Source organism: Actinomycetes bacterium, from assembly GCA_024222295.1.
In the GTDB taxonomy this organism is placed as follows: Bacteria; Actinomycetota; Acidimicrobiia; order Acidimicrobiales; family Microtrichaceae; genus JAAEPF01.
In genome coordinates this window covers 233721-257923 of sequence record JAAEPF010000002.1, presented here as the reverse complement: position 1 = coordinate 257923, position 24203 = coordinate 233721, and the positions used below count along the sequence as shown (strand labels likewise).

Annotated in this window: 19 protein-coding genes and 2 tRNA genes; 11 read left to right on the top strand and 10 right to left on the bottom strand. The window is 67.6% G+C overall.

The window, feature by feature from the left end:
* The first annotated feature begins 2 nt into the window (after positions 1–2).
* Genes GY812_01205 through GY812_01190 form a run of 4 tightly spaced genes read left to right on the top strand, consistent with a single transcriptional unit; the run spans position 3 to position 4416 of the window.
* Positions 3–1088: an ABC transporter ATP-binding protein gene (locus tag GY812_01205; protein MCP4434102.1), complete on the top strand. Its 1086-nt coding sequence runs from the start codon at positions 3–5 to the stop codon at positions 1086–1088.
* Positions 1085–1990: a sugar ABC transporter permease gene (locus GY812_01200; protein ID MCP4434101.1), complete on the top strand. Its 906-nt coding sequence runs from the start codon at positions 1085–1087 to the stop codon at positions 1988–1990. Before GY812_01205 ends, GY812_01200 begins: the two co-directional genes overlap by 4 nt.
* Positions 1980–2864, top strand: coding sequence for a carbohydrate ABC transporter permease (locus GY812_01195; protein ID MCP4434100.1), 885 nt, complete (start codon positions 1980–1982; stop codon positions 2862–2864). The genes GY812_01200 and GY812_01195 overlap by 11 nt, the downstream gene beginning before the upstream one ends.
* Positions 2865–2913: 49 nt before the next feature.
* A complete protein-coding gene (locus tag GY812_01190; GenBank protein ID MCP4434099.1) occupies positions 2914–4416 on the top strand; it encodes an extracellular solute-binding protein in 1503 nt (500 codons plus the stop codon).
* Here GY812_01190 and GY812_01185 read toward each other — a convergent pair.
* The 3 genes from GY812_01185 to GY812_01175 form a co-directional block, all read right to left on the bottom strand.
* Positions 4413–5705: an FAD-binding oxidoreductase gene (locus GY812_01185; protein MCP4434098.1), complete on the bottom strand. Its 1293-nt coding sequence runs from the start codon at positions 5703–5705 to the stop codon at positions 4413–4415. The genes GY812_01190 and GY812_01185 overlap by 4 nt on opposite strands.
* Positions 5706–5803: 98 nt before the next feature.
* Positions 5804–6766, bottom strand: a complete 963-nt coding sequence (locus GY812_01180) for a decaprenyl-phosphate phosphoribosyltransferase (protein ID MCP4434097.1) — start codon at positions 6764–6766, stop codon at positions 5804–5806.
* Positions 6767–6901: 135 nt separating this feature from the next.
* Positions 6902–7966 (bottom strand): threonylcarbamoyl-AMP synthase, encoded by a 1065-nt coding sequence (locus tag GY812_01175; GenBank protein ID MCP4434096.1) that lies wholly within the window; start codon positions 7964–7966, stop codon positions 6902–6904.
* Between the two features lie 207 nt (positions 7967–8173).
* Between GY812_01175 and GY812_01170 the strand changes: the two genes are divergently transcribed.
* Genes GY812_01170 through ysxC form a run of 3 tightly spaced genes read left to right on the top strand, consistent with a single transcriptional unit; the run spans position 8174 to position 11462 of the window.
* Complete coding sequence (locus GY812_01170; GenBank protein ID MCP4434095.1) at positions 8174–9490, top strand: alpha/beta hydrolase family protein; 1317 nt, start codon at positions 8174–8176, stop codon at positions 9488–9490.
* Complete coding sequence (locus GY812_01165; protein MCP4434094.1) at positions 9487–10851, top strand: FAD-dependent oxidoreductase; 1365 nt, start codon at positions 9487–9489, stop codon at positions 10849–10851. Before GY812_01170 ends, GY812_01165 begins: the two co-directional genes overlap by 4 nt.
* An 8-nt stretch (positions 10852–10859) precedes the next feature.
* The gene (gene ysxC / locus GY812_01160) at positions 10860–11462 is read left to right on the top strand and encodes a ribosome biogenesis GTP-binding protein YsxC (protein MCP4434093.1); all 603 of its coding nucleotides are present in this window, start codon (positions 10860–10862) and stop codon (positions 11460–11462) included.
* 48 nt (positions 11463–11510) lie between these two features.
* On the opposite strand, the gene GY812_01155 is transcribed toward ysxC, so the two are convergent.
* Positions 11511–12947, bottom strand: coding sequence for a wax ester/triacylglycerol synthase family O-acyltransferase (locus GY812_01155; protein ID MCP4434092.1), 1437 nt, complete (start codon positions 12945–12947; stop codon positions 11511–11513).
* A gap of 91 nt (positions 12948–13038) precedes the next feature.
* Between GY812_01155 and GY812_01150 the strand changes: the two genes are divergently transcribed.
* Positions 13039–14475: a wax ester/triacylglycerol synthase family O-acyltransferase gene (locus tag GY812_01150; GenBank protein MCP4434091.1), complete on the top strand. Its 1437-nt coding sequence runs from the start codon at positions 13039–13041 to the stop codon at positions 14473–14475.
* Positions 14476–14597: 122 nt separating this feature from the next.
* On the opposite strand, the gene GY812_01145 is transcribed toward GY812_01150, so the two are convergent.
* On the bottom strand, positions 14598–16277 hold the full coding sequence (locus GY812_01145) for an SDR family NAD(P)-dependent oxidoreductase (GenBank protein MCP4434090.1): 1680 nt from the start codon (positions 16275–16277) through the stop codon (positions 14598–14600).
* A 162-nt stretch (positions 16278–16439) separates the two neighbouring features.
* Between GY812_01145 and GY812_01140 the strand changes: the two genes are divergently transcribed.
* Complete coding sequence (locus GY812_01140) at positions 16440–18878, top strand: EAL domain-containing protein (GenBank protein MCP4434089.1); 2439 nt, start codon at positions 16440–16442, stop codon at positions 18876–18878.
* A 202-nt stretch (positions 18879–19080) separates the two neighbouring features.
* Here GY812_01140 and GY812_01135 read toward each other — a convergent pair.
* From GY812_01135 to GY812_01120, 4 genes are all read right to left on the bottom strand, one after another.
* A tRNA-Glu gene (locus GY812_01135) sits at positions 19081–19153 on the bottom strand.
* 43 nt (positions 19154–19196) lie between these two features.
* Positions 19197–19268: transfer RNA gene (locus GY812_01130), tRNA-Gln, on the bottom strand.
* 52 nt (positions 19269–19320) lie between these two features.
* The gene (locus tag GY812_01125; GenBank protein ID MCP4434088.1) at positions 19321–19953 is read right to left on the bottom strand and encodes a YdcF family protein; all 633 of its coding nucleotides are present in this window, start codon (positions 19951–19953) and stop codon (positions 19321–19323) included.
* Positions 19937–21325, bottom strand: a complete 1389-nt coding sequence (locus GY812_01120) for a glutamate--tRNA ligase (protein MCP4434087.1) — start codon at positions 21323–21325, stop codon at positions 19937–19939. The genes GY812_01125 and GY812_01120 overlap by 17 nt, the downstream gene beginning before the upstream one ends.
* A 255-nt stretch (positions 21326–21580) precedes the next feature.
* Here GY812_01120 and GY812_01115 point away from each other — a divergent pair, with 255 nt between their 5' ends.
* Both GY812_01115 and GY812_01110 read left to right on the top strand, forming a co-directional pair.
* Complete coding sequence (locus GY812_01115) at positions 21581–22696, top strand: L,D-transpeptidase (protein ID MCP4434086.1); 1116 nt, start codon at positions 21581–21583, stop codon at positions 22694–22696.
* A gap of 18 nt (positions 22697–22714) precedes the next feature.
* A complete protein-coding gene (locus GY812_01110; GenBank protein ID MCP4434085.1) occupies positions 22715–23638 on the top strand; it encodes a L,D-transpeptidase in 924 nt (307 codons plus the stop codon).
* A 33-nt stretch (positions 23639–23671) separates the two neighbouring features.
* Here the strand turns inward: GY812_01110 and GY812_01105 are convergent, their stop codons facing one another.
* Complete coding sequence (locus GY812_01105) at positions 23672–24199, bottom strand: hypothetical protein (protein MCP4434084.1); 528 nt, start codon at positions 24197–24199, stop codon at positions 23672–23674.
* Positions 24200–24203 lie beyond the last annotated feature (4 nt).

Sequence of the window (24203 nt, the reverse complement as noted above, 5' to 3'; positions counted from 1 at the left end):
CAGTGAGTGGAGTCATCTTCGATGACGTGAGCAAGCACTTCGGCGAAGTGGTCGCGGTCGAGGGCATGAGCCTCGACATCACCGATGGCGAGTTCATGGTGCTCCTCGGTCCATCCGGGTGTGGCAAGTCGACCGCGCTGCGGATGATCGCGGGCCTCGAGGAGGTCACCGAGGGCATCCTGTCGATCGGCAACAGGGTGGTCAACCATGTGCCTCCCAAGGAACGCGACATCGCAATGGTGTTCCAGAGCTACGCGCTGTACCCGCACATGACCGTGGAGAAGAACATCGAGTCGCCGCTGGTGGCCAACCGCTCCAACAGGGTGGCGGCCGACAAGCGCAAACAGCTCGTGGCCGACGCGGCAGAGACGCTCGGGCTGACCGAGTACCTCGGCCGCAAGCCCGGAGAGCTCTCCGGCGGCCAGCGCCAGCGTGTTGCGTTGGCAAGGGCGATCGTGCGGCGCCCCCAGGTGTTCCTGATGGACGAGCCGCTGTCCAACCTCGACGCGAAGCTGCGTACCCAGACCCGCCTCGAGCTGGTCGAGCTCCACCGGCGCCTCGGCACCACGTTCGTCTACGTCACCCACGACCAGGTCGAGGCAATGACGATGGCGGACCGCATCGCCATCATCCATGAGGGCCGTGTGCAACAGGTGGGGCCACCGCAGGAGGTCTACGAACAGCCGGCCAACCTGTTCGTCGCCCGCTTCATCGGCAGTCCGCCGATGAACACGATCGAGGGCACCGTGTCACCCGGCGAGGCCGGAGCCACCATCTCCACCAAGGTGGGCACCGTGTCGATCTCCGACGCCCATGGAGCCACCGATGGGCAGGCTGTCGTGATTGCCGTGCGCCCCGAGCACCTCAAGCTCAGCGACGGCACCGGCCTGTCCGGCACGGTCGAGAACATCGAGCTTCTCGGCCACGAACGCCACCTGCTCGTGCGCGTGGCGGGCGAGGTGATGGTCGCCCGCCTCGACGCCGACACCCCGATCCCCGAGGTCGAGGCAACGGTGCACCTCGTGCCCGACACCGACCGGGTCCACCTGTTCGACGCCGCCACGACTCTTCGGCTGGACGCCGAGTGACCCACACGGTCGAGTCCGCCCGGCGCGGCCCCACCCGCACCACCGCGCAACGCATCAAGGACGGCCTCCTGGGCTGGGCCTTCCTGCTGCCGGCTCTGGCTGTGTTCGGCGTGTTCGCCTACTACCCGCTGTACCGCCTGTTCGACATGGCGCTGCACCGTGAGAACCGTTTCGGCAGGGGCGACCCGACATGGGTTGGCCCCAGCCAGATAACCGACACACTCACCGGCAGCGACTTCATCGAGGGAGTCACCCATTCGGGGCTCTACATGCTCTACACGGTTCCCCTGGGCATCCTGCTCGGGATGCTGCTGGCGGTGGCGGCCAACCGCAAGCTCCGCGGCATCCGCTTCTACCAGACCGTGTTCTCCTCCACGGTGGCCACCTCCGTGGCGGTCGCCTCGGTGGTGTTCTTCACGCTGGTCAACCCGGAGGTCGGCTACTTCCGCGAAGTGTCCTGGCTGAGCCTGCAGAACCCTGACACAGCGCTGTTCTCGGTGTCGTTGTCGTCGGTCTGGGGCAACCTGGGTCTCACGTTCATCATCGTGCTGGCGGCCCTGCAGGCGGTGCCCGCCGAACTGGAAGAGGCGGCGACCCTCGACGGCTATGGCGCTGTGCGGCACTTCTTTCGCATCACGGTGCCGCTCATCAGCCCGTCGCTGTTGTTCCTCGCGGTGGTGCTGGTGGTCTTCGCGCTGCAGGCCTACGCACAGGTTGAACTACTCACCAATGGCGGGCCCGGCACGTCGACCCAGACGCTGCTGTTCAAGATCGCGGATCCCACCGGCATTCGACCGACCGGAGTCAAGGCGTCGATGTCCCTGGGGCTGTTCGTGTTGACCGCGGCGGTGGCAGCGGCCCAGTACGGAATGCTCTCGAGGCGGGTGCACTATGGCGACTGAGGCGCCCGCAAGCTCCACGGAGCCACAGGTCGAGCCCGGCGACGGTCCGAGCCGACCGCGCGTCTGGCCGAAGGTCGGCTGGTACGTGGTGCTCACCGCGTTGTCGGTGGTGATCCTTTTCCCGATCTACATGCTGATCCTGCGCGCCATCTCGGCTCCGCTCGCCTACATCGCCGAAGGCCAACCGCTCACCTTCGTCAATCCCGAGTGGGACGTGTTCTCCAGGGCCTGGTCCGACGCCGGGCTGGCGAGGGCCATGGCAATCAGCGCCGTGATGACGCTGGTGATCGTGGGCGCCCAGTTCCTCACCTCGGTGCTGGCGGCCTACTCGTTCGCGTTCCTGGACTTCCCGTTCAAGCGCACCCTGTTCGCGCTGGTGATCGGCACATTGCTGTTGCCGATCGAGGTCACGCTCATCGCCAACGTGCGCACGATCCGCGAGCTCGAATGGCTCAACTCGGTGCCCGGACTCACGTTCCCGTTCCTGGCCACGGCACTCGGGATCTTCCTGATCCGCCAGGGGTTCATGGGCATTCCGCGCGACCTGCGCGACGCGGCGACCCTCGACGGGTTCGGACACCTCGGCTTCCTGTTCAGGGTCGCGGTACCCCTCGCCAAGCCGGTCATAGGATCCTTCCTCGTGATCTCGTTCCTCAGCGCCTGGAACCAGTACGTGTGGCCACGCAACGCCACCGACACCAGCAGTTGGCAGACCGCGCAGATCGCGCTGCGTACGCTCACCACGGAGCGTGTCGACCAACTCAATGTTGCGTTCGCAGGTGCAATAATTGCTGCACTACCGCTCGTAGCCCTACTCATCTTCTTCCAGCGCCAGATGGTTCGTGGCCTTACCGCCGGCGCGGTCAAGGGCTGAGCAGCCCCAGCCCAACCCATCCGTCCCACTACCCGACCGGGGTCAACCAATGAGCACCTCCCCCAGCCGCACCCTCGCGATCCGCATCGCCGCCGTCACCGCATCCCTGGTGATGGTCGGCTCCGCCTGCAGCGGCGGATCCGATGACGAGAAGTCGGGGGGTGACAACGGTGGCGACGGCAGCGAGAGCGCAGTCGATGCATCGCTGTGCCCCGTCGATGCGCTGGATGGCGCCGACGGCCCCGTCGAGGTCGTGCTGTGGCACGGCATCACCGGCCTGGCTGCACAGACCCTCGACGACCTCGCGGAGAAGTACAACGCCGAACAGGACCGCGTGACGGTTCGGGTCGAGTCCCAGGGCACCTACGAGGAGCAGCAGAAGAAGTACACCGACTCCCTGCGCGACCCGGCGAACCTGCCCGGCATCCTGCTGGCGGAAGACACCAACACACAGTTCATGATCGACTCCCAGTCGGCCATTCCCGCAGCCGCATGCATCGAGGCCGACCCCGACGCCGGGGAGGTGTACGACCAGCTCATGCCCGCGGTCAAGGAGGGCTACTCGGTGCAGGGAGTGCAGTGGCCGGCATCGTTCGGCGTGTCGACGCCGGTGATCTACTACAACAAGTCTCACTTCACCGAGGCCGGCCTCGACCCCGAGTCGCCCCCGCAGACCCTGGCCGAGATCAAGTCGGCCGCCGAGGCGATCAAGGCCGTGCGGCCCGACAGCTTCCCGTTCGTCTACCGAGCGGACGCGTGGTGGCTCGAGCACCTCTCCACCAACGCCGGTGATGCCCTCGTCAACATGGACAACGGCCGCGAGGGCCTCGCCGACACCTCCGAGCTCCTCAACGAGTCCACCGCCGAGTGGACCACGTGGATGGAGGAGATGAGCAACGAAGGCCTGCAGCAGACCAAGGCCTACTCCCAGACCATCGACGCCTACCTGGCCGTGGCCAACCAGGCGTCGTCGATGCTCATCGAGACCTCCACCGCTGCGACCACCGTCGACGCCCTGATCACCGGCACGGTCGAAGCCGACGACATCGACACCGGCGGCGATTTCTCCGGCGCCCAGATCCCGGACCTCGAGATCGGTGTCGGGCAGCTGCCGGGCTTCGAGAAGGTCGGCAGCGGCCAGGTCGGCGGCAACGCCTGGTACATCGTGGGCGTCGGCCGCTCCCCCGAGCAGGTAGCTGCCGCGTGGGACTACATGAAGTGGGTCAACCAGACCGACAACCAGGTCCTGTGGACGCTTCAGGGCTCCTACCTGCCGGTGTTCTCCGGCGCAGCCGAAAGCCCCGAGCTGCAGGCCTACTTCACCGACACCCTGCCCGGCGAGTGGCTGGCCACTGCGTTCGAGAGCTTGCAGAAGGTCAACCCGGACTTCCCGGGTCCGGTGATCGGCCCCTACAAGGAGTTCCGCAGCGAGGTCCGAAACGCGCTGGAGACCTCGCTCATCGGCGGCACTCCGATAGACGAGACCTTCGACGCGGCAAACACGCAGTTCCAGGCCGCGCTCGACACCTACAAGGCCGAGGTAGGCGGCTAGAGCAAGCCGAGCCGGCGACCCAGGTCGCTGCGGAACCGGCCCTGCGGGTCGAGCTTCGCACGGACCTCGCGCCACTCGTCGAGTCGCGGGTACATGGCGGGCATCAGCTCGGCGCTGACCCTGCTGTCCTTCGCGAGGTAAATCCGGCCGCCCGCGGCAACGACCATCTCGTCGAGCTCGTCGAGAAGTACGTCGAGTCCGGCGGTGACGGGGATGTCGAGCGCGAGGGTCCAGCCCTTGATCGGGAAGCTCAGGTGGCCATCATTTCCGGGGCCCATTCGCTTCAGCACCGCGAGGAACGAGGAGATGCCCTCACCCGAGAGCCGCTCCACGGAGCGCCGCACGACTTCGTGGGCTTCGTCGGGCACCACGAACTGCCACTGCAGGAATCCGCGCTTGCCGTAGATGCGGTTCCAGTCGCTCATCATGTCGAGTGGGTGGAAGAACTTCTCGATGCTCTGGAGGTTGCCAACACGGCTGGACGGCGCCTTGCGGAACCAGAGCTCGTTGAACGCCATGATGCTGGCCTTGTTGAGCAGGCCCGACGGCACGAGGTCCGGCGGTGACGGCAACTGCGAGGTGCTGAACTCGAGCGGGTCCGCGACCCCTGCTGCAACGACCTCGTCGCGGGTTGCGAACCGACCCCGGTCGAGCACCGAGCGGCCCATGGACGACCCGCCGGCGATCAGGTCTATCCACGCCACCGAGTAGTCGTAGTCGTCGTCACCGTCGACCATCAGGGCCATCACCGAGTCGAGGTCGGGGGCCCGGTCGGTGTCGACGCTGAGTAGGCTGGACTCGATCGGCTTCATCGCGATCGTGGCATCCAGCACGGCCCCGGTGAGGCCCATGCCGCCCGCCGTCGCCCAGAACACCTCGGGGTCGCCGCCGGGGGTGACCTCGTGGATGGTGCCGGTGCCATCGAGCAACCGCATCGACACAACGTGGTTGCACCACGATCCCGCGTGGTGGTGGTTCTTGCCGTGAATGTCGGCCGCGATCGCTCCCCCGATGGTCACCATCCTCGTGCCGGGGGTGACAGGTACGAAGAACCCCAGTGGGACCATCGTGCGCATGAGGGTGTCGAGGCTCGTGCCCGCCGTCGCGGTGACGAGCCCGGCCTCCAGGTCGATGTCGGTGATGGCGGCGCTTGCCGGGCCGTCGATCACCGTGCCGCCGGCGTTCTGGGCACAATCGCCGTAGCTACGCCCGAGGCCGCGGGCCAGCAGGCCGCGGTCGTCGCTGCGCTCGAGCGCAGCCTCGAACTCGTCGTCGCTTCGCGGTGCCACCACGTCGGCTCCGGTGGGCGCCGTGCGCCCCCACCCGTAGAGCAGGCGGTGCTCCACCGGCAGCAGGCCGCCCGTGCGGGTACCGTCGGTCGCCGCGCTCACAGGTAGACCCCCACGAAGATGCACAGGACGAGCAACACGCCCATCAGCTGCATCTGTCGGTCGTGCAGGATCACGTCCTCAGGGGCCGAGCCCTTGCCCTGGTCGACCAGGAGTGCGTAGCGCAGCACGGCTATGAGCATCGGCACTATGGACAACTGCGCCCACGGGGTCGACACCGCCGCGGCAGCTCCCTCGGATCCGGCCTCGACCGCCCACAGGCAGTAGCTGATGATCGTTCCCGCAGCAGCCACAGAACGGGCGAAGCCCAGGTACTCGATGCTGTACTCGCCGAGCGTGGGGCGAAGGATCGAAGCCTGGTCGCCCAGTTCCTCTGCCTCGGCGTGGCGTTTGGCCGCGGCGATGAACAGCGAGCCGAACAGCGAGATCACCAGGAACCAGTCCGACACGTCGACACCGGTCGCATAGGCGCCGCCGAGCAACCGGAGGATGAAGCCGGCAGACAGGACCACGAGGTCGATGACGGCGATCTTCTTGAGCCAGAACGAGTACAGGGTGGTGAGCACCGCGTAGCCGGCAACCACCCCGGCGAGCGCCCAGTTGGGCGACCCGCCGAAGCCGCGGTTGAACAACGCGATGGCCACGCCGCCCACGAACAGCACCGCCGCGACCACCGCCGCTGTCGGCACGGGCACCACTCCTGCTGCGATCGGTCGGTGTCGCTTCTTCGGATGGGCGCGGTCCGACTCGACATCGAGGATGTCGTTGACCATGTAGGTGGCCGAGGAGACCATGCAGAAGGCCACGAAGGAGAGCACCGCCAGCCGGAGCGGGTACATCCCGTCCAGCGGGTTGAGCTGGCCTGCGGCAGCCGGGGCAACGAACACCAGCACGTTCTTGGCCCACTGCTTCGGCCTGGCTTCCTTGACCAGCCCGCGCACCAACGACGTGCTCGGCGGTTCGCTGCTCGAGCCGCGCTCGCGCGTGTCCTGTTCGGTCAATCGATGCCCCTGGGTCGCCCCCGGGCGGCGCACGGGGCCGGGCGGCCTGGGAAACCCCCGGAGCAGAAATGGTACAAGCGCTCCCCGCTGCGCCGAAACCTCCCGTCGCCGGTGGCGACACCGACGGGGACCCGCTCAGGCACCGACGCGGAGCCGGATCGACGCGAGTGACCCCTCGGTTGCGTCCGTGGCGATGTGGCCGTGCGCTGCGCGGAACAACCTGTCGTTGACCGCACGGCCGAGCCCCGCAGGGTCCACGGTCGAGGTCACGGCGACATCGGGTGCATCAACGCCGCCGGGCTCGTCGAGCGCCCGCAGGGCGCCATACAGCTCCCTTGCCGCTGCGTCGCCTGTCGGCAGCCGCAGCCTCGCCACGCGCATGCCACCCGAGGCGAGCGCATCGGCCAGGTCGTCTGCGACGCGTTCACCTGCGTCGGTGAGCACCAACGGCACCCCCGGCGCGTAGTGCGACAACGAGGTGCCCGGGCTCTGAGCGGGCACCCCGGATGGGGCGACGAGCGCGCCGGGTGGTACCCCGAGCACGCCATCACCGAGCACCTCGGTGATGTCCTCGACGGTCACGCCACCGGGGCGCAGCAGGGTTGCGCCATCACCGGTGCAGCGCAGCACTGTGGACTCGACGCCGAGCGGCGTCGGCCCGGAGTCCAGTATCCAGCGAATGCGCCCGCCGAGTTCCTCCAGCACGTGGTGTGCGTCAGTGGGGCTCACCCGGCCGAACCTGTTTGCCGAGGGAGCTGCCACGGGCACCCCGGAGCGCCTGATCAGATCACGCGCGTCAGGATGCGCGGGGCACCGCAGTCCGACTGTGCCGGTGCCGGACACCTCTGGGGCCAAGCCCCCGTGGCGAGGCACCACAACGGTGAGGGGGCCGGGCCAGAAAGCCTCCACGAGGCGCCTGGCCACCCCGTCGGCGTGATCCAGGTCGCCCAGTCCGCCGGCATCGTCAGCGTCGGCCACGTGCACGATGAGCGGGTCGGCGAAGGGACGCTGCTTGGCCTCGTAGACCGCCCGCACGGCCGCCGGGGAGCGGGCATCGGCTCCCAGCCCGTAGACGGTCTCCGTGGCGAACGCCACGAGTTCCCCGACCGCCAGAGCGCGTGCGCATCTGTCGATGCCACGGTCGTCGGCTTCGACCACCTGTGTCGTGACCGATTCCTGGCCGGCCGGCGGGTTGCCCATCGAGGCGCAGGCTACCGAGGCGCGGCGCCCCAGCCCGATACCAGGACTGCTCTGATGCGGATTGGGCGGTACAGGAGAATCATCCGGTTCCGCAGGGTTTCGCCAACATGCGCGATGCAGCCCCTCCGTCACTTCGCCCCGCAACCACAACTACGCTGCATGAGCGCAGAGGCCACCTGACCGCTGGGAGGCGTTATGACCTCGACGATGCCCGAGAGAACTCGGAGCGCCGACGGACCCACCGAGCCCGAGTTCGAAGCAGCCGCAATGGAGCTCGAGGACCCGCGGTGGTGGACGCCACTCGGCCTGCTCGTTAGGAGCACCTCCACGTTCAGGAGCATCGAGAAGCGCCTCGCCCGCCAACCACTCGCCCGGCTGACCACAGTCGGGCCGCGGACCGCCCGTTGGGCGACAGAGACCATGCGGACCCGGATGACCGAGGACGATGACGGCACCCCTTACATCCGGCTGACTCCGGGCCTTGTCGCTCAGGTGGCCATGGACGAGTCGGTCATGGCGCTCGCAGTTGGCCCCAACCGCTTCCCCAGCCGCAGCGACTACCAGCGCGTCGGCGCAGAGCTGGCGCTCGCCAGGGAACGCCTCACCGCCGAGGGCTACCTCGACGACCCACGCTCCTACCACCGCGAACCGCCTCCGCTGACCCACCCGGCCAGCAGTGAGGGTTGGGCCATGGGCAGGGCCTACGAACGGATCTGGTGGCCGAGTGGCTACGAGCCCCCGACCGAGTTGCCCGGCTGGGATCGGTGGGACTCATTCGAGGCCAACCGCACCGCGTCGGCCTGGGTGCTTCGCCACAAGGACAAGCCCCGACCCTGGCTCGTGTGCATCCACGGGTTCGGCATGGGCACACCGTTCGTCGACATGATGGCGTTTCGCGCCAAGCACCTCCACGACGAGCTCGGCATCAACATCGCAGCGATCACACTGCCCGCACACGGTTCCCGGCGCCCGAGCCCGCTCAGCGGGGAGCAGTTCCTCAACTTCGACCTCATGCACGCGGTGCACGGCCTGTCGCAGTCGGTGTGGGACGTCCGGCGGCTCCTGTCATGGGTCCGCGAGCAGAACCCCACCAAGGTGGGTGTCACCGGAGTATCACTCGGGGGCTACATGACCGCGCTCACCGCTGCATTCGAGCGCGAGGTCGACCTGGTGCTGGCCGGCATTCCGGTCATCGACTTCGTCGACATGTTCAAGCACCACTCACCACACCACGTGCACATGCGCGCCATCGAGCACAACGTTCTGGACGGCACTGCCACCTCGGTTCTACAGGTCGTGTGCCCAGAGTCCATGGGCGTCGCCACCCCCAGGTCGGCCCGGGCCATCTACGCGGGCATGGGCGACCGTCTGGCACCGCCCGACCAGGCACGCCGCTTGTGGGAACACTGGGACCAGCCGGACATCTGCTGGTACCCGGGCAATCATGTCGGGTTCATGTGGGCGACCAAGGCCCAGAAGTTCGTGGACGAACAGCTGGATGCCCGCGGGTTCCTGAACGCATGACAACCCGCAAGGTCGTGGTCATAGGCGGCGATGCCGCCGGAATGACAGCTGCTTCACAGCTCCGTCGCATGAAGGACGCCGACTCCGTGGAGATCGTGGCGTTCGAGCGGGGCCCCCGCACCTCCTATGCCGCGTGCGGTCTCCCCTACTTCGTGGAAGGCATCATCTCGCCTGCGGATCGCCTGGTGGCCCGCACCCCCGAACAGTTCGGCGAACGCGGCATCGACGTGCATGTGCACCATGAGGTGACGGCCATAGACACCGCGGCTCGTACCGTGACCGTCGTCGATCTCCAAGCCGGCGTCGAACGCACCGAGGCCTGGGACGAACTGGTCATAGCCACCGGAGCCAACGGGATCGCCCCCCCGCTGCCCGGCATCGACGCCGACGGGGTGATGCAGCTACGCACCGTCGACGACGGCATCGAACTCGACCGTCGGATCGAACAGGGCGCGTCCAGCGCCGTGATCGTCGGCGCCGGCTACATCGGCCTCGAGGTCGCAGAAGCACTCAGTGCCCGCGGGCTGTCGGTCACCATTGCCGAGATGGGCGACCACCCGATGGTGGCCACACTCGACGCCGACATGGCCGCCCTGCTCGCCGATTCCATCCGCGCCAGCGGGGTCGACCTCCGGCTGGGGGCCGCTGTCGAGGCATTCGAGACCACCGACGGCAAGCTCACCGCAGCGGTTGCCGGAGGCGAGTCGATACCCGCGGACGTAGCCGTGCTCGGCATCGGCGTGCGCGCCAACTCAGCGCTCGCCGCAAGTGCGGGAATCGCCGTGGGCGAAGCAGGTGGCATCGTGGTCGACGAGTGCATGCGCACCCGCACCGACGGAGTCTGGGCCGCCGGTGACTGCGTGGAGTCGAAGCACCGCATCACGGGCGAGTCGATGGTGGTTGCGCTCGGCACCCACGCCAACAAGCAGGGTCGCGTGCTGGGCACCAACCTCGGCGGGGGAAGCGCCAGGTTCCCCGGCGTGATCGGCACGGCCATCTCGAAGTTCAACGACACGGAGATCGGCCGCACCGGCATCTCGGAGGCGGAGGCCGGGCGGATAGGCCGCAAGGTGGTTGCCGCCACGGCCAACTCGAAGACCCGCGCCGGCTACTACCCGGGGGCCGAGCCCGTGGCGGTGAAGCTCGTGGTCGACCCGGCCGACGCCACGGTCCTGGGCGGCCAGATCGTCGGGGGCCCGGGAGCGGGCAAGCGGATCGACACGATCGCCACGGCGGTCTGGTGTGGCATGTCGGTGCGGGACCTGGCCATGGCCGACCTGTCCTACGCGCCCCCGATGTCGCCGGTGTGGGACCCCGTGGTCTTCGCGGCCGGAGTGGCCGCCAAGCAGCTCAAGAACTGAGCCGGCGGATGGGTGCAGCCAGTCCGCTCCAGCTCCGCTTCGTGACGTCGGCCCCCGACCTCGAGCACCTGCCGGACTCACCCCGCGAGGTGGCGGTCGCCGGGCGTTCCAATGTGGGCAAGTCGTCACTCATCAACGCGCTGGCCAATCAGCGCCAACTCGCCGAGGTGTCCAAGACTCCCGGCCGCACCCGGCTGCTCAATGCCTTCGCCGTGCATCAAGGCCCGGAGCCGCCACCGCTCGTGGTGGACCTGCCCGGCTACGGGTACGCCAAGGTGCCCCACCACGTGAAGGACACCTGGGGCCCGATGATCGAGGACTACCTGGTGGGACGCGAACAGCTGGCGATGGTGATGGTGCTCGTGGACGGCGAGGTCGGCCCCACGAAGCTCGACCTCGGAATGCTCGACTGGGTGCGCCACGAAGCGATCCCGCACTCGGTGATCGCCACCAAGCACGACAAGGTGAAGTCGTCCAGGCGCGACAAGCGGCGCAAGGAACTGGCTGCCGACTGCAACCTCGAACCGCGCGACGTGCTGTGGGTCAGCGCCGCCAAGGGAGTCAACATCGACATCCTGCGCACCCGAATCCGCTCCTGGCTCTTCGACTGAGCACCCAAGTGCGGCACCGGGCTGTCTGGTCCGACACCGGTCGCAACATCACGCGTCGGTCAGCAGGTCCAGCTGGTGGGCCATCCCCTCACTGACCCGCGACGGCTCGGGCAGAGCCCTCGCACATGCAGTCACCATCAAGTCCATCGCGTCGATGTAGGACCACGCAGTCACATTGAGCGCTATTCCCTCGAGCACGGGACCGGCCGAGAAGAACTCCACCAGCCGGGCGCCGGCAACCCACAGCGGCTCGCGGGGCCCCGGCACATTGGACACGATCACATTGACCGGCGCGCGGTGCAGGTCTGCCACGTCCAGGCCGGAGTAGCGCTGCATCGCCCACGCATACGGTCTTGGTGGCGTGTAGCCCAGCATCGTCTCCATCAGGTCCGACCCCGTGGCATCGTGGAGGGACTTCGCACCCACCATCGAGCCGTGCACAGCCTCGAGGCGCTCCAGCGGGTCGACGATCTCGGTGTGGAGCGACACGAACAGGTTCGACACCTTGTTTCCCGACCGGCGCGGCGGCTGGCCCGGCTCGGGCGGCGGCTCCGACGACACGGGAACGCTGGCGGTCAACGACATCGTCGGCCGCTCGCCGTTGTCGGCCAGCACCTCCATCAGCGCACCACCGACGATCGTGAGCAACACGTCGTTGAGGGTCACCCCGGATCGCTTCTTCACATCCAGCATCGGAGCCAGCGCAAGGGTCGACGTCGACACTGAGCGAGCCGCGGTGATGGCCCGATTGAACGAGGTCTTCGGAGTGTCGAGGATCGGTCGCGGCGGCATCTCGCCGCCGCCGGCCTCCAGTTCCTCCATCGCACGCCTGCGCTTGCGGACCGAGTCCCGCAGCCCGAGTGCAGTGGCCGGCACGCGGAGAGCATCGAACACAAGATCCTTGGCCGCGTGGGCGAGCAGCTCTCGCGATCCGGGGTCGCGCTCGCTCCCCAGAAGCTCTTCGCCCCGTTCGTTGCCGCGGGTGGGTGTCTCCGCCGGCAGGCCTGCGTGGGGATCGGTCGACATGATCGATGCCAGCAGGGCGTTGGCTGCGATGCCATCGGCCACGCAGTGGTGCACCTTGACCAGCACCGCCATGCGGCCATCCGCGCGACCCTCGAGCAGCCAGACCTGCCACAGCGGATGCTGACGGTCCAGCGGCCAACCCGCCAGCCGCGCCACGACGAGGTCCATCTCGTGGGGTGTGCCGGGATCGGGTATCCGGGCCCGCCTGACGTGGTAGCCGAGATCCGGCTCGCCGGCCTCCACCCAGACCGGGTGGTTCAGGTCACCGGGAACCGCAACCACCTTGCGGGCGAACGCAGGCCAATGGGCCATCCGGCGCCCGACCTCGTGTCGAACGAGGTCCCAGGGCAACTGCTTGCCCTCGGGAGGGTCGAGCACCGCGAGCTTGAGCGTGTGCATGTGCTCGGTAGGCGTCTCGTTGTAGAGGAAGTTGGCATCGAGCCCGCTGAGGCGTTGCACGTGGTCCCCCGTTCGGCTCCCCGCAACCCGGCTGGTCCGCCAAATGGCGGTCGCTTCGATCGTACCGAACGACCCGGCGTACGCTCAGTGCATGACAGGCACTGAGCGACTCACGGCGGCGGACAGCTGGTTTCTCTACCTGGAGGGTCCCAACCAGCATCTGCACGTGACCGGACTGATGCTGCTCGACCCCTCGAGCTCGCCGGATGAGCTGACGTTTGAGAAGTTCCGCCACTACCTGTTGGCGCGGCTCGACCACCTCCCACCGCTGCGCCAGCGACTGGTGGAGGTGCCTCTGGGCATCGATCATCCAGCGGTCGTCGAAGACCCGGACCTCGACGTCGACGACCACCTGGTGCACCGGTCTTTCGACGGCCAGCCCGAGCATCACTTCCGCACGTTCCTCGACGAGTTCTGCTCCACCCCGCTCGACCGCAGCAAGCCGTTGTGGGAGATGGCATGGGCCGACGGGCTTGCCGACGGCGGTACGGCCCTCGTGGCGAAGCTGCACCACACGATGATCGACGGCATCACGGGGGTGGGCATCATGGCCGACCTCCTCGACCTCACCGCCGACGCCCCCGCAGAGCGCGGCGAGGCGACGAAGCCGGCACCGAGCCAGCCGCTCGGTGTTCCCACTACCACCGAGACCGTGCTGGAGGCAGCCGCCGACCGCATTTCGGACCCCATGCGCCCCCTGCGTGCCGCCCGGCGCACCGGATCGTCCATCCTGCGCACAGCGGACGCATTCGTGACGGGCCGGGGCGCCGGTGAGGAACACGCCGCGCCGTTCGGAGCACCCCGTACGCGAATCAACGCATCGCTCACACCCCGCCGTGCGGTCGCCTTCGGTTCCACACCCCTGCGGGAAGTCAAGGAGCTGAAGCGCAGCTTCGGTGTCACCGTCAACGACGTGGTGCTCGCCTCGGTGGCAACCGGGCTGCGCGGCTTTCTTCTCGAACACCATGAACTGCCCGATGAGCCGCTCGTCGCAGCGGTGCCCGTGTCGGTGCACAACGAGGGCGGCGACACCTCGACCAACCAGGTGTCGAACATGTTCGTGCACCTGCCGGTGCAGCTCGACGACCCCGTGGAGAGGCTCAAGGCCGTGCAGCGCAGCGCCTCGGGGGCCAAGTCGATCCAGGGGGCGATGGGCCCCGAGATGCTCGGCGACCTCGTCGACCTGATCCCGCCGGTGGTGCTGTCGTTCGGCATGTCGGCCTGGACCCGTGCCGGGATCGCAGACCGCACACCGCCGGCTCACACGTTGATCGTGTCCAACGTGCCGGGGCCCGACATGCCCATGTACATGGCAGGCGGTGAAGTCGTGGGCCTCTACCCTTTCGGCCCGCTGATGGAAGGCTCCGGACTCAACGTGACCGTGCTGTCACACAACGGCCGGCTCGACGTCGGGCTCATCGCCTGCCCCGACCTCGTGCCCGGTCTGGATGGGCTGCTGGCCGACATCCTCGATGCCTTCGGCGAGCTGGAAGCAGCCAGCGCCGAGCACGCCGACGCGGAATCCTGATCGACACCGAAGCCAGCTCCGACGCGGACATCGCGCCCGACCGATCCGGTCGCGAACAGCTCGGTGGGCCACGCCCCTCGTCGACTCCGTCCGAGGCGTGAGTGTGCCCGCCATTTTGCTGCTCAGCCCTGCGGGGTTGGAGCCTCGCCCTCGGTGCTGAGGCCGACTGCGTCGACCGACCATTCCCAGAGGAGGCGGCGGACCTCGGGGTCCTGAGCCACAGCCGACTCTCGCTTGGGCCGCACGTCCTGCCAGTACCAGCCGGTCACGCCCTCGACCTCCGGCGACGAGGCCAGGTACACAGGCGTCATGGACGCCTTGTCGACGTCACGCAGTACTGGACGCAGCACCGCAACGAACGCTGCGAACCAGCCGGTCAGGTCGTCGTATATGCCTGTCGGTACCAGCGCCCCGGGAGTCAGCACATTGACCGTCATCGGTGTGTCCGCCGTGCGATCGGCCAGCTCCATGGCTGTGGCGGTCAGAGCCAGCTTCGAGTGGTTGTAGGCGGCGAAGCCCGCGCTGTTGTTGACAGTCTTGCCCTTCCAGGCTGCGGTGGAGTTCATGTCGTCCCAGGTGATGCCCCTGGCCTGGCGGTGGGCGTCGGAGGACACGAAAAGGACCCGCGCACCGGAGGTGACCAGCCGATCGAGCAGGAGCTGCGTGAACAGGAACGAGCCGAGGTGATTGACTGCCATCGTGAGCTCATGACCGTCGTCGTTCTCGGCGTACCCAGGTCGGAACACCCCGGCGTTGTTGATCAGCACGTCGATCCGCGAGCACGACTCGAGCACCTCTGCGGCCATGCGGCGCACGTCGGTTGCGGAGCCGAGGTCACCGGTGACGACGAGCGTGTCGACGTCATGTGAACGCGCCAGCTCGTCGGCTGTGAGTGACGCCCCTTCACCGTCGACGTCGACCACGACGATCCGGGCTCCCCGGGCGGCGAGTCCGGCGGCCACCCGGCGGCCGATGCCATTGGCAGCGCCGGTGATCACCACGGTCTTGCCGTGCAGGTCGGCCGGATCGTCGGTCGGTGCCGCCAGCTCTGGGCCGATCGGATCCGCCGGCAGCGGCCGGCGGAACGTCGGGAACGGCATCGTCACGCAGGACCCGAGAAGAGCCAGGGTCTCGACCAGCACCCACAGCCCCACGTTGCCGTAGTGCGTCACCCAGATCGTGGTGAGGATCAGGTTGGGATTGTGGACGATCGCCACCTTGCGGGTGTTCCAGTCGATCACGTTGTGCTCGGGTGATACGTGCACGTCCCAATACAGAGCGTGCCAGAGGCCCTGGTAGAGCGACAGCACGAGGATCGTGAGCAATGCCAGCACGATCTCGCCGGCCACATCGTCGCCGAGGAGGGGGTCGACGATGCGCTTGAGGGTGATCCAGGCACTGGCGAACAGCAACCCCTGGGTCAGGCCCCACAGCAGGCCGAACACGATCGTGTCGGGGAACACGACCTTGCGACCGTGGGACTGGGTGCCGATCGGCCAGATGATCCAATAGCCGACGAAGACGACCGCCACGATCACGGCGGTGGAAGCCACCCACAGCCAGTCCGAACCCTGGCCGGCGAACACGAGCGGGTTGTCTGCGATCGTGCTGAGCGTGCCGGCCGCGGCCGCTATCGCCCACCCTGCGCAGAAGAATGCACAGCCCCGCAGCCAGGCGGCCTTGGGGTCGTAGCGCCACACGGCCTTGCCGCCGAGGTAGCGCTTCAGCAGCCATACGAGCACTCCTGCCAGTGCCGCCAGAGCGAGCGCCAGCAACCAATTTGGCGAACCAAGTTCGATCACGACACCGTCCCCCGGTCCGCCCGCCACCTGCAGGTCCCGACATTCCAGCACTCGAACGGAGTTCCCGCCAGAAACCCACCTCCTCCGAAGGCGCGGTTGTCGCATCCAGAAACACGCGCATTTGTATCTCAGGACATCTCGAATCGGTACCGATGCGGTGCAATGGAGCAAGCCTGGGCCGCGTCAGAGCTTGGCGAACTGGTGGACGCCCTGCCGGACGCGGTGATCCTCGTGGACTCCGAAGCAAACCTCACCTGGGGCAACCAGGCTGCGGCGCACCTGTTCGGGCGGACGTTGGAGAGTTCGATCGGACTCAACGCTCTCGAGTTCGTGCATCCCGACGATGTCGGCGTGGCGCTCACCTCCCTCGAGAGCGTCGTCGGCAAGAAGGTGGGCACGCCCATCGAGCTGCGGGTCAGGGCAGCCGACGGCTGGCACACCGTCGAACTGGTGGGCACCCCGGTCGGCGACAGCATCCTCATGGTTCTGCGGGATCTCACCGAACGCCGCAGGTGGGAACTGGCAGGCGACCACACCGAGCGCTTCCGGGTGATCCTGCAGAACGCCGCACCACCCACTCTGCTTCTCGATGCGAACGGCACTGTCACCTCGAGTTCGGCAGCGCTCACACGCGCGTTCGGGGTCGACCAGGAATGGCTGGAAGGTCGGCCGCTGAGCGTGCTCGCCAAGGGCGCCGACGCGCAGGCCATCGAAGACGTGCTCAGCCAGATGTCACCGGGGGACACACGCGAGGGGTTGCGCCGCCATGTGGACGTCACCCTGACGTGTGCCGATGGCTCCAGTCTCGCCACGCAGCTCGAGCTCGCGAACCTGCTCGACGACCCGACCGTCGAGGCGATTGTCGTGTCGATCCACGATGTGAGCCGACGGGCGCGGGCCGAAGAGGACGTGCGCCACACCAACTCGTTGCTCGCCGCGACGCTCGACGCCACCGCCGAAGGAGTCTTGGCCGTGAACCTGTCGGGGGCAGTGACCGGCTACAACGAGCGCTTCGTCGAGATGTGGAACATGCCCCCCGACGTCATCGACTCGCATTCGGCGCTCGCAATGCGCAACCACGTGTCCCGCCACGTGATCGACCCCGAGGCGTTCATGTCCAAGGCAGCCGCCCTCTATGACAACCCCGAACAGGAGAGCCATGACGTGATCGAGTTCCTGGACGGACGGGTGATTGAACGCGACAGCCGGCCCCAGCGCCTCGACGGCCGCACCATCGGGCGGGTCTGGAGCTTCAGGGATGTGACCGCGAAGAGGGCCCTGCAGGCCGAACTGGAGCACCAGGCGACACACGACGAGCTCACGGGCCTGGCGAACCGTGCACTGTTCAGGCGTCGGGTGGATGAGGCAGCGCAATCGATGACTCTCCCCGAGGACCGCCTCGCAGTGCTCTTCGTGGAGCTCGACTCGTTCAAGACCGTCAACGACAGCCTCGGCCACTCCGCCGGCAACGAGATGCTCGTGGAGGTGGCCAGACGGCTGCGCGACTGCGTGCGCACGCAGGACACTGTCGCCCGGCTCGGCGGTGACGAGTTCGCCGTACTCGTGCGCCGCTTCGCCGAGCGCGCGGATGCCGAGGAGGTGGCCCGACGAATCCTGTCAGCGCTCGGTGAGCCCATCACCGTCGCCGGACGGTCGATGTCTGCCGATGCCTGCATTGGCATCGCCTACGGGGCGGCGCAGGCCTCGACCGAAGACCTGATCCGAAACGCGGAGCTGGCCATGTACGTGGCCAAGCAGGAGGGCCGCAACCGCTTCATGACCTACGTGGAGGAGATGCACGACGAGGCCGTCCGTCGACTGGAGGTGGCCTCGAGGCTGCGCGGCGCTGCAGCACGTGGCGAACTGGTGGTGCACTACCAGCCAGTGGTCGAGACGCACACGGGAGCCATCCGTTCCCTCGAAGCCCTCGTGCGTTGGCACCACCCCGAACAGGGCCTGCTGTTGCCACTGCAGTTCATTCCACTCGCCGAGGAATCAGACCTGATCGACGAGATCGGTGAGCACGTTCTCGAAGTGGCGTGTGCCGAGGCCGGGCAATGGCAGGAAATGGTGGGTGAGGACTGGGCACCGTCAGTGTCGGTGAACCTCGCGCCCCGCCAGCTGCTCGATGACAGGCTGACCCACCGCATCGCGGAGATCCTGCACGCCACCAACATGAACCCGGCCCGGCTGACCCTCGAGATCACCGAGAGTGCCCTCATGCAGGACCCGGTGATGGCGGCCCGCCGGCTCGCCCAGATCCGCAACCTCGGCGTCGCCCTCGCGCTCGACGACTTCGGCACCGGTCATTCGTCGCTGTCACACCTCCAGAAGTTCCCCCTGGACACCCTCAAGGTCGACCGCCAGTTCGTGGACGAGGTCGAGACCCCCACCGGCAACTCGCTGGTCGGCGCCATCACCCAACTGGCCCACACCCTCGGCATGGGCGTGGTGGCCGAAGGCGTGGAGACCGAGGACCAGCGCTATGCCCTGGAGATGCTCGGCTGTGACCTGGCCCAGGGCTACCTCTTCGCCAGGCCGCTGAACGCCGACCAGACGAGCGAGCTGCTCCGCGGCGCCCGCGCCGCCTCCACCGGCTGACCCGCCCCCACCCACACTCCCCCGCGCCACCCGACTGCCCGTCGATCTCCGGTCATCCAGCTGCCCCATGCGCTCCACAGCACTGCGACATCATCGAGCAGTCACAGGACGCGCCCAACAAGACGTGGCGAGGACAGCGCGGAACGACCAATGCGCGACGTTGAAATGGCGAAAGCCCTGCGATTGCAGGGCTTTCGGTGCGCACCCCCAACGGGATTCGAACCCGTGCCGCCACCTTGAGAGGGTGGTGTCCTAGGCCGCTAGACGATGGGGGCTTGGTCACGCCCACCATCGCTAGACGGCGGCGATCTTGTTGCGCTCGGGGGGGAGGACTCGAACCCCCAACGACTGGACCAGAACCAGCTGTGTTGCCTATTACACCACCCCCGAAAGGTGATGCTGCCAAAGGGCGCCGGGTCACGATACCCGATCGTGCCAGAACCTAGGAAAATCGTTGCAGGCGGCGGAACCCGATCAGCTCCCCCACGGCCACCACGGCGGACTCCCTCGCCACCCGGTCCACCGTCAGGCCGGAACTGCTCGGGGAAACCTCTGCTGTCAGCCCCAGTTCCGACGCGATGCCCTGCAGGCGCCTGTTGTGAAAGCCGTCGGATACGAGCGTCACGGCGTCGGATCCCTCCCTTTCGAGCACGCGAGCGGTCGCAGCCAGCGATTCGTACGTGGATGTCCCATCGGTCACCACTGCCATGGCGTCTTCGGGCACTCCTCGGCCGAGCAGATAGGTGAACCCGGCGTAGGCCTCGGTGAACCGGTCGGCCTCCTGCTTCGAGCCGGTCAGCACGATCTCGGGCGCCACGCCCTGCTCGTACAACTCGAGTGCGTGATCGAGGCGGGTCTGCAACACCGGAGAGGGAGTTCCGTCGTACTGGGCTGCGCCCAGAACCACGATCGCGTCGGTGGTCCCACGGTTGTCCTCCCCCGCCGCGAACACGACCGTCAGCACCGTCCAGAGCAGGTACGCGGCAGCGAGCGCGCCCGACCCGAGAACGGTCCAGCGCAGCCAGTGCCGCTTTCGCACAGCCCCGGGAGCGGGCTTGTCAGCCGTCGGACTCACCGAGGCGCTCACGGGCCACCCGCAGGCGCGCCAGGACCTCGTCGCGGCCGAGCAGGGCCATCGACTCGAACAGCGGCGGACCCACGCGCCGCCCGGTCAGGGCGACGCGGATCGGCGCCTGGAACTTGCGGCGATTGGCGCCCAGCTCCTCGGCCAGGGCGAAGGTTCGCTCGTGCAGGGTCTCCGAATCGAATTCCCATTCGGCCAGGCCCTCGATCACCGCATCCAGCCACGCCGGAGCGTCTGGCACCATCGCCTTGTTCCAGTCGGCCTCCACGATCTCGGGGGCCTCGAGGAACAGGAAATCGACGTAGCCGGGCACCTCCGCGAGTGTCTCCACCCGGGTCTGCACCTCGGGTGCCATCTCGGTGAACACCTTGGAGTCGTATCGGTCGGCCCACGGTGCTTCCATGATGAACGGTCGTGAGAGCTCGGCGAACTCGTCCACCGAGTGGGCCCTCAGGTGCTCGGCGTTGACGTGAAGCAGCTTCTTCGGGTCGAACGCAGCAGGCGACGAGTTGATGTCGGCCACCGCGAACAGCGACGGAAAATGGGTGCGGGCATCGGTGCGGACCTCGACCCCGTCGGGCGGACCCCAGCCGAGCAATGCCAGATAGTTGAACATGGCGTCGGGCAGGAATCCCCGCTCGCGGTAGTCGAGCAGCGACACGTCATCGCGTCGCTTGGACAGCTTCTTGCGCTGTTCGTTGACGATCAGCGGAAGGTGAGCCTGGGTGGGCTGGCCCGGATAGCCGAGGGCGGACCGCAACAGCAGCTGCTTGGGTGTGACGTTGAGCAGGTCCTCCCCACGGATCACATGGGTGACGCCCATCTCGTGATCGTCGACGCAATTGGCCAGGAAGAAGGTGGGCGAGCCGTCGGCCCGGGCCACCACGAAATCCTCGAGGTTCTCGTTCTCGAAGCTCACCTCGCCGCGGATCAGGTCGTGCCAGGCCACGCTGCCCGAGTCGGGCACCTTGAATCGCACGGCCCTGCCGTCACCGGGACCCAGGTCGCGGTCACGGTCGGCCGGGTCCCAGGCCTTGCCACCGGTGCGGTCACGCTCGCCCTCCGGGACCGGGGTGGACCAGTAGGCGTGGCCATCCAGAACGAGCTGGTCCACGGCCTGGCGATGCGCATCGGCGAACTCGGACTGGCGCACGACCGGGCCATCCCAGTCGAGGCCCATCCACGACAACGCCACCAGGATCACGTCGATCATCTCCTGCTGCGAGCGTTCGACATCGGTGTCCTCGATCCGCAGCAGGAACTGACCACCCATCTGGCGCGCTGCCATCCAGTTGAACAGCGCCGTTCGGGCGCTGCCGAGGTGCAGGTAGCCGGTGGGTGCAGGGGCGAATCGGACTCGGATCGGATCGGACACCGCAGGAAGGCTACCCAAAGCCGGGCGGACCCAAGTGAGCCGGGGAGATGAGCGACGCCCCCGACGTGAGGGACCGTGGGTTGCGCCCGCACCGCCCTCTGATCGCCGATGGGACAAGCCCGGCCCATGCCCACCTGCTGAGGTTCTCAGGCTGGGAAGATTCACCTGCTGGGCCGGGTTCCGCTGTGGCAATAGCCTTGAGGCGACGCATTTCACGCGTCCTTCCTGGAGACAACGCCAACCATGCCCCCCGAAGACGATTCTGGAACCGATTCCGAGGATGAAAACGTCCCCCAGGACGGACCCGACCCCGAGGACAGCGACGCCGGTACGCACACGAAGGCCGGTGTCGCCGAGATGGCGGCCGCCGCAGTTGTCCGCAGACGTCGCGGTGGCAGCGATTCCGCTGACGACATCGAAGGGTCCGAGCAGCCCGAGGATCCCGCGGCCGAAGCAGCAGCCGCCGGTCTTGACCGCAACAGGGTGGTCGCCGCTGCTGCCGTCGTGGCGGTGCTCGCCCTGCTCGGGTGGTTGCTGTTCGTTCGCAGCGATGAACCGGCCAACGCGCCGACCACGACCGTCACCAGCGCCGCTCCCGCTCCGAGCACAGACCCCCAGGTCCGCCCGGCGCTGGTGAGCCAGGTGGCAACCGCCAAGCCCGATGTCTCCACGGTCGTGGTCGACCAACAGCCACCGATCGGCTGGGACACGATGGGGCCCGCGGTGATGTGGGAGGCGCCGGAGCTGCCCGCCAGCCAGGAGGAGTTCGACCGGGCTGCACTACCCCGCGAGGACTACCGGATCGAAGGTCGCTACAAGACTCCGACCGGATGGGAGTTCTCCAATCCGACGCCGTTCGACCAGCCGTTCACGATGCTGGTCACAGAGCAGCGCGGCGACTGGGCCGAGGTCTTGATGCCGGTGCGGCCCAACGGCACCCGCGGCTACATCGACACCTCACAGGTCGACCTCAGCCAACACGACTACCGCGTCGAGCTCGACCTCAGCGACCGCCAACTCGTTGCATACCAGGGCAACGACGTGATCATGGACACGCTGGTTGTCATCGGCAAGGACGCCACCCGCACACCCACGGGGCGCTTCTACGTGACCGACAAGACCGACGAGACGCCGAGCAGCTTCTACGGGTCACACATGTTGCCGCTCAATGGCTACAGCGAGCAGCTGGACCGCTTCGGTGAGGACGACGGCGTGCCGGTGATCGCCATGCACGGGACCAGCGACCCCTCACTGATCGGACAGGCCGAGTCCAACGGTTGTGTGCGCATGCCCAATGAGGTCGTGGAGCTCCTCTACGACCAGTTGCCGGTCGGCACCCAGGTCGAGATAAGGGCCTAGGCCGCAACGGAGGCGAGGATGGACGACAAGCGCCCCAAGCCCTTCGTCGGCATCGCCGCAGGAGCACTCGCGGTACTCGTGATCACCGGCGCGTGGTTCCTGTTCGACCGGAGCAGCAGCGCCCCGAGCTCCACGACCCTGGACTCACCGCGGCGGGCCACCACCGAGACGACGGCCACCTCGACCACCATGCCGGAGACACGACCGGCTGCGGTGAGCCAGGTGGCAACCGCCAAGCCGGGAGTCGACAACGTCATCGTGTGGGAGGCGCCGCCACCCGACTGGGAGGCCCTCGAGCCCGCCATCGTGTGGGAAGCCCCCGAACTGCCGGCGAGTGCGGCCGAGTTCCCCGACGCCAAGGCGCTCCCCAACCCCGACCTGCCAATCGTCGGCCGCTACAGGACACCGTTCGGATGGGAGTTCTCGAACCCGTCGTCGCCGCCGTTCAGCCAGCCGTTCTCGATGCTCGTCACCGAGCAGCGAGGCAATTGGGCCGAGGTGATGATCCCGGTGCGACCCAACGGCACCCGCGGCTACATCGACACCTCACAGGTCGACCTCAGCCAGCACGACTACCGCGTCGAGCTCGATCTCAGCGAGCGCCGGCTGGTCGCATACAAGGGCAGCGAGGCGATCGCCGAGACGCTCGTGGTGATCGGCAACGACAGCCGCCGCACGCCCACCGGCCGGTTCTACATCACCGACAAGAGCGACCGGACTCCCAGCGCCGCCTACGGCACCCGGATGTTGCCGCTCAATGTCTACAGCGAGCAGCTGGACCGGTTCAGCGACGGAGTGCCGGTGATCGCCATGCATGGCACGTCGCGACCTGATCTGATCGGCCAGGCCGCGTCCAATGGCTGTGTGCGCATGCCCAACGAGGTCGTGGAACTCCTCTATGACCAGTTGCCGGTCGGCACCCAGGTCGAGATCACGGCCTGACCCCGAACGCCCGGACCATGGAGTGCGGCCCGATCAGGCTTCGAGGTCGAGACAGTCCCTCCAGCCCTCGGCATAGGCGACCTCTATGTCATCAAGGCTCTGGGTGAGCAACTCTCCGGGAACCGAGTCGACCAAAGCCCTTCGCGCGACGTAGTGGTGCGCGTGGTGGATCTCCTCGAACATCGAGCGTCGAACAGCCACCAGGTCATCTGGTGCTGCTGCATCGAAGTAGCCCCACGGGGTCAGCGCCGCCTCGACATCTGCGAGCATCGGCCCGCGCCCGAACAGACCGGATCGCTTCATCGCAATGGCCGCCCCACCTGCCAGCACGTCGGCCTCGTGTTCCCCATCGGTGAGCTTCAGGCCGCCGCTCAGGCGGTTGGCCAGCGTGATGGCGTAACCCTGGTCGGGGCCGGGCGTGCCAAGCCGTTCTCCCTCGGGCTGGCGGCCGACGACCTCTCCGGGTCGGTCGGCCTTCCATGAACCGGGGCGCCTCGGAGGCGAACTGTAGGAGCGAAGGGTCCTCGTTCGGTCGACCGGCACGTACTCGGGGGCACCCATGGGA